The sequence below is a fragment of the Synechococcus sp. R5-12 genome (genome assembly GCF_047502655.1).
In the GTDB taxonomy this organism is placed as follows: Bacteria; Cyanobacteriota; Cyanobacteriia; order Thermostichales; family Thermostichaceae; genus Thermostichus.
In genome coordinates, this window is the sequence record NZ_JANSIM010000108.1 from 1 (window position 1) to 6,133 (window position 6,133).

A 6,133-nucleotide genomic window follows, 5' to 3' on the forward strand; every position below is an offset into this window, starting at 1 on the left:
TTTCAGTATAGTTGAGCTTATTATTGACTAGAGTCATGCTCTGTTCCGCTGACGGGAATGGCGCGACAGGCCAAAGCTCGCGACAGTTTCCCTGGCCACAGCCTGCTCGGTTTACCAAGGTTAAGATTAGGTTAAAAAGGAAGAGGCGGGGGTAACCTCAAGCTAAGCTGGATGACCTATGTGAAAAGAGTCTGCTGCCCTCTTGGTTCTCGTTTTGGGTAGAGGAGACTGGCTGTGGACGCTGTTGCTGCTGAGCTGAAAACCGATCGCGTCAGCGGGACGGAGTCCTTTCGCGTCAGCGGGACAGAGTCCTTGCACTTGACCTTGCCCTCATCTGCGCCCTTGCCAACCGTGGCCGCCTGGGCCCACCAGCTGTTGAGCCAGCAATGGCAGCGGCTGCAGAAACACGTAAGGCGAGTTCTAGCTCAGCATCCAGAGGCGGCAGAATCTCTGCACCAAATCCGGGTGACCTTGCGCCGTATTGGCACTTGGGTGCAGGTGTTTCAGGGATCCGTCCGGCTGCCCAAGCCTCTCAAGCCCAAACGCCTGCAGAAGCTGGCCAGTGCTTTGGGCAAACAGCGGGATCTGGACGTGCTGCTGGAAATCCTGCAGGAACCTTGCTGGGAAGGGATCCCGGCAGCCCAGCAGGCAGAACTGGAGAAGCTAAAACAAGATCTGCAGCAACGTCGAACCCAAGCCGAGAAACGCTCCCGCCGCATTCTTGAAGATGCTGACTTCCTGGCGTTTCAAGCTGCCTGCGAGCAGTGGCTGGCTCACCCCCGCTATAAGCCCCAGGCGGAGCTGCCTTTGCCGGAAAGCTTGCCCCACTTGCTGACTCCCCTGCTGGCCCAGTGGCTGCTGCAGCCAGGCTGGCGGATCCCTGCTTTCCCCGCAACGGAAGCCCAGGCTGAGCAACTGCACGAGCTGCGCAAGGCCACCAAACGACTCCGCTATCAGGTGGAGTTTTTTGCGCCCTTTTACGGGGAAACCATGCAAGATTGGATAGCAACCCTGAAGTGCTTGCAGGATCAACTGGGCCGCTTTAACGATTTGCAGGTTTTGCAAGGCGAGCTGCCTGCAGACTCAGACCTACAAACCCTTCTCCAGGAACAACAAAAACTAGCCCTCCAGGAGTGGCCTGAGCACCAACAGCGCTGCCTGGCCTCTGCCGAGCAGCACCGGCTTTACTCTAATCTTTTCTCTGTTTCCAATTTCTTTCCAACTGGGGATCCCTAGGTTTCCAATTCTATAGATCCCCCCGAAGGAAAAACCCCGCCTTATTGGCGGGGGATTTTTTGTGGCTATAGGGTTTCCAATTTCTAGGGATCCCCCCGAAGGGGGAACATTCGAGTTGAGAAAGCCCGAGTTGAGTGGGAGAAGTTTCCAATTTCTAGGGATCCCCCCGAAGGGGGAACATGTACACCAAAGAACAGGTTCTTCGGTCTCAGCGCTGGTTTCCAATTTCTAGGGATCCCCCCGAAGGGGGAACCATGTTCATAGACCCTCCCTTTTTGGGGAATAAAGAAGTTTCCAATTTCTAGGGATCCCCCCGAAGGGGGAACTTGAATGATGATATTATTAAAGCTGCACTCAGTCAAGTGTTTCCAATTTCTAGGGATCCCCCCGAAGGGGGAACAGCCATCCTGGAAAATTATCCAGGACCCCCGGAAGTAGAATAGTTTCCAATTTCTAGGGATCCCCCCGAAGGGGGAACCTTCTTTGTGTTTAATGACTGGAATGCCTATGTTGCCATGTGCTGTTTCCAATTTCTAGGGATCCCCCCGAAGGGGGAACATCCGAAAGGGCCAACTCCCTACCCAAAGGTACCAATGGGTCGTTTCCAATTTCTAGGGATCCCCCCGAAGGGGGAACGGCCACCAGCCTAAAGGCATTAGCCGACCCGCGTGTGGTGGTTTCCAATTTCTAGGGATCCCCCCGAAGGGGGAACCCTCGGAAGAAAGAATTGAGACCCCAACGGGGTCCATCTGTTTCCAATTTCTAGGGATCCCCCCGAAGGGGGAACGATACCTACTACAAAGCTGAAAGTACTTATGGTCACAATAGTTTCCAATTTCTAGGGATCCCCCCGAAGGGGGAACATTACGATACCATTCTCTACAAGGAAGACTTTGCGTATCGTTTCCAATTTCTAGGGATCCCCCCGAAGGGGGAACTGTTCTTTCTTCCTACGTAAGGGAGGAGGTAGTTATGGAGTTTCCAATTTCTAGGGATCCCCCCGAAGGGGGAACTTCTAGCCAGCGTTAGCAAGTTAGATGCTCTGCGCTTCATGTTTCCAATTTCTAGGGATCCCCCCGAAGGGGGAACTTCACAGTTGCTCAAATCCTACAAGACAACCACTGTGCAGTTTCCAATTTCTAGGGATCCCCCCGAAGGGGGAACGGGAGGCTGCCTTTGCGCAGCCACCCCTTCTCGATTGTTTCCAATTTCTAGGGATCCCCCCGAAGGGGGAACAAATCGATGGGAGAACCTATTATTGGTGTTCCCAACGACAGGTTTCCAATTTCTAGGGATCCCCCCGAAGGGGGAACGCTGTACGGCCCCTAGAAGCCCCAGGAAGCTGCCTAGAACCATTGTTTCCAATTTCTAGGGATCCCCCCGAAGGGGGAACTGCTTAGGGGAGGTTATTTGTACCAAGAGGAATCCAGTTTCCAATTTCTAGGGATCCCCCCGAAGGGGGAACGGTTGGCCTTAAAATGGCCTAGAAGGCCCCTGGAGTTGTTTCCAATTTCTAGGGATCCCCCCGAAGGGGGAACTTTTAGCATCTATAATACCTGTAATACAAATTACAAGTTTCCAATTTCTAGGGATCCCCCCGAAGGGGGAACAAGCCCTCGGATGACGGGGGTACGGACCTGGTGTTCTAGTTTCCAATTTCTAGGGATCCCCCCGAAGGGGGAACGCTCATTCCCTTAAACGGAGTACGAAAGCACCTAAATAGGGTTTCCAATTTCTAGGGATCCCCCCGAAGGGGGAACAAGCTTGGGGTGAAGGTTGGATATTACTCTAACCTTTACCCCTCGTTTCCAATTTCTAGGGATCCCCCCGAAGGGGGAACCCATCTCATTCTCTTCCATAGGCTCATTCCCTTAAAGTTTCCAATTTCTAGGGATCCCCCCGAAGGGGGAACGCTACCCCTGCCTGTACTACTAGGGTTTGGTCAGAAGGGCTTGTTTCCAATTTCTAGGGATCCCCCCGAAGGGGGAACCGGAGATAGAGTGGATAATTACTATTGTAAACTATCCGTTTCCAATTTCTAGGGATCCCCCCGAAGGGGGAACACTGCCGGGCTTACATGTGCCCGGTAGATGTTCAGGTTTCCAATTTCTAGGGATCCCCCCGAAGGGGGAACTAAAAATAAAAAAGGCTGCCAATTTGGCAACCTTTGGTGAGTTTCCAATTTCTAGGGATCCCCCCGAAGGGGGAACTCCAAATCTACTATGCAGGGGGCTTCATCCCCTGCCACTGTGGTTTCCAATTTCTAGGGATCCCCCCGAAGGGGGAACCAGTAAATTGGCAAGTACTTTATTGACAGTAGCATTAATCTGTTTCCAATTTCTAGGGATCCCCCCGAAGGGGGAACTTTGTAGGCTAATCTCTGTTTGGGCAAGTCGCATACAAGGTTTCCAATTTCTAGGGATCCCCCCGAAGGGGGAACCAGACGTGCCCGGATAAACCGGGCAGCCTCGATGGTTTCCAATTTCTAGGGATCCCCCCGAAGGGGGAACACCTCATAGAGGCTGTTTGTCACAAGGAACTTGCGAACGTTTCCAATTTCTAGGGATCCCCCCGAAGGGGGAACTTGGTCTAACCTTAAACAAAGGCTGCCTGATTGGCAGGTTTCCAATTTCTAGGGATCCCCCCGAAGGGGGAACCAGCTCGGAGGATATTTGAAAGTGCAATGCCTCAGGTAGAGGTTTCCAATTTCTAGGGATCCCCCCGAAGGGGGAACAGCACCTAAATAGGTTTCTCACCAACCCCTCTCGGGCATGTTTCCAATTTCTAGGGATCCCCCCGAAGGGGGAACCCTAGAACCATCTGGGAGTACTATCATACTCCCAAGCAAGTTTCCAATTTCTAGGGATCCCCCCGAAGGGGGAACTGCAACAAACTGTACAAGGCAGCCGAAGCAGATAAGGCAAGTTTCCAATTTCTAGGGATCCCCCCGAAGGGGGAACCCTTTATTGCCTTGAAAACCTCGTACACCTCTATCACGTGTTTCCAATTTCTAGGGATCCCCCCGAAGGGGGAACGGTCTATAACAGCATAGTCGAGGTCTACGAAGTCTTCCAAGTTTCCAATTTCTAGGGATCCCCCCGAAGGGGGAACATCGGGTATCCCTCCCCAGAAGTCCACGGGTCGTAGTTTCCAATTTCTAGGGATCCCCCCGAAGGGGGAACAACATGACATAACGACCATCGACCCCGGCAAATTTGAAGGTATGTTTCCAATTTCTAGGGATCCCCCCGAAGGGGGAACTGTCTTTTATCCCAATCAAAGGGAGGTTTGTATGAATACCTGTTTCCAATTTCTAGGGATCCCCCCGAAGGGGGAACAAACTATCCACTTTATATTAGAGCGGATGTCTTCCAGTTTCCAATTTCTAGGGATCCCCCCGAAGGGGGAACGTGGGGGAACCGGCAGTTCCCCACCGCGAAACACTGGTTTCCAATTTCTAGGGATCCCCCCGAAGGGGGAACTATTACTCAGTTTAAGGGAGTATATGGGGTTCTTCTAGTTTCCAATTTCTAGGGATCCCCCCGAAGGGGGAACTTGGGAGGGGGCGAGCGCCCCGCTTGGAAGGATTACTCGTTTCCAATTTCTAGGGATCCCCCCGAAGGGGGAACAAGGTCGACATTATCCGGGCTATGTCCCGGATATAGTCGGTTTCCAATTTCTAGGGATCCCCCCGAAGGGGGAACTTGATAAGCATAGTAAACCTCCTATCGGCAGGGAATGTTTCCAATTTCTAGGGATCCCCCCGAAGGGGGAACGGTAGGTCAAAAACCTCCCAGATTGCCGTTGCAGTGCAGTTTCCAATTTCTAGGGATCCCCCCGAAGGGGGAACACTAACGAATGCTATCGAACAATTACTATTCTCCGAGGTTTCCAATTTCTAGGGATCCCCCCGAAGGGGGAACACTAGAGAGGGCAGCTACACTCACAATTCAAATGAAGTTTCCAATTTCTAGGGATCCCCCCGAAGGGGGAACACCCAGGAGATAATCCTGGGTGTTCTTTATCCCGATAGTTTCCAATTTCTAGGGATCCCCCCGAAGGGGGAACCTTGGTGTTAACCAAGCCGGATATCGAGTATCCAGTTCGTTTCCAATTTCTAGGGATCCCCCCGAAGGGGGAACGTATGTTCGGTTTGCATCTTTGATGAGAATGGCCTTAAGTTTCCAATTTCTAGGGATCCCCCCGAAGGGGGAACTTACCAGACTAGTCGTTGGACCCGGCTGACTAGTCGGTGTTTCCAATTTCTAGGGATCCCCCCGAAGGGGGAACCCTACGAAAATACCGCTTATGTATGCCCGAGAGGGGTGTTTCCAATTTCTAGGGATCCCCCCGAAGGGGGAACATAAGATGGAATCGTGCCACCTTATGCGAAGAAGGGGTGGGGTTTCCAATTTCTAGGGATCCCCCCGAAGGGGGAACACTATCCTTATGAATGATGATTTCACGACTATCGGTGTTTCCAATTTCTAGGGATCCCCCCGAAGGGGGAACATTGGGTCGAGTACATGACCATGACTGAGTACGATCTGGTTTCCAATTTCTAGGGATCCCCCCGAAGGGGGAACTGTACCGAATTGGGATACAACCTCAACTAGTTTCTCGTGTTTCCAATTTCTAGGGATCCCCCCGAAGGGGGAACATCACAGGGGTAGAACACCCCCGCACTGTGGATTTGCTTAGGTTTCCAATTTCTAGGGATCCCCCCGAAGGGGGAACTCCCGCTAAACTAACCTCCCCCTCTGACACCCAGGAGAAATGTTTCCAATTTCTAGGGATCCCCCCGAAGGGGGAACCATGCAGATCCGCCGGTACAGATCTGCAATAGCGCTCCTTGTTTCCAATTTCTAGGGATCCCCCCGAAGGGGGAACTCCACCC

Annotated in this window: 1 protein-coding gene and 1 CRISPR repeat array; the gene reads left to right on the forward strand. The window is 52.5% G+C overall.

What is annotated here, in order from left to right:
* Positions 1–234: 234 nt before the first annotated feature.
* Complete coding sequence (locus NW843_RS06715) at positions 235–1,236, forward strand: CHAD domain-containing protein (RefSeq protein ID WP_414522472.1); 1,002 nt, start codon at positions 235–237, stop codon at positions 1,234–1,236.
* Between the two features lie 72 nt (positions 1,237–1,308).
* Positions 1,309–6,126: a CRISPR direct-repeat array (repeat unit 36 nt; unit sequence GTTTCCAATTTCTAGGGATCCCCCCGAAGGGGGAAC).
* Positions 6,127–6,133: the final 7 nt, after the last annotated feature.